Raw genomic sequence first — 470 nt, 5'->3', positions numbered from 1 at the left:
ATTCTGTGTAAAGGAAATCGCCCTAAAAAACCCATAATTACTCCATATAATGTAGTTAATTAAACATCTAAAAATTGCCCACATAGCTATCAGAGTTCAAAAATAATTGAATCTGATGCCAAAAATATTCAGCAGTAATTTTCTTCAAACATCGATATTTTTTATCATTTGGACACCAGATAGAAAACTCATCACCTCGTGGTGGCATAAATTCTTTACCTAGTTTGTTTTTAAAGAATTGCGGACTCATGATCAGGTGTCCGCATTGACCATACTGGCATCCCGTATCAATACCCATAGCATTCCATCCATACTTTCCATTCCTGTAAGGCAATCGGTATCTGGCCGGAATAATGGAGTACAACCCACAAATTGCGATTGATGTGAGTCCAGCAAGCGCAACTGGGCCAGAGTCGCACGCAACCAGCAACTGACAGCGTTCCATCAGATAAATCATCTCAAGCATAGAG

The 470-nt window shown here is 39.4% G+C and carries 1 protein-coding gene; it reads right to left on the bottom strand.

From position 1 onward, the window contains the following. Window positions 1–67: 67 nt before the first annotated feature. A partial coding sequence (locus tag JG676_RS07885; RefSeq protein WP_200217880.1) for a hypothetical protein occupies window positions 68–470 on the bottom strand: 403 nt, incomplete at its 5' end.

Origin of the sequence: Campylobacter sp. 2018MI34, assembly GCF_016598975.1 — a bacterium.
In the GTDB taxonomy this organism is placed as follows: Bacteria; Campylobacterota; Campylobacteria; order Campylobacterales; family Campylobacteraceae; genus Campylobacter_D.
Note: the sequence above shows the minus strand (reverse complement) of the source record. Positions and strands in the feature narration are given on the sequence as shown.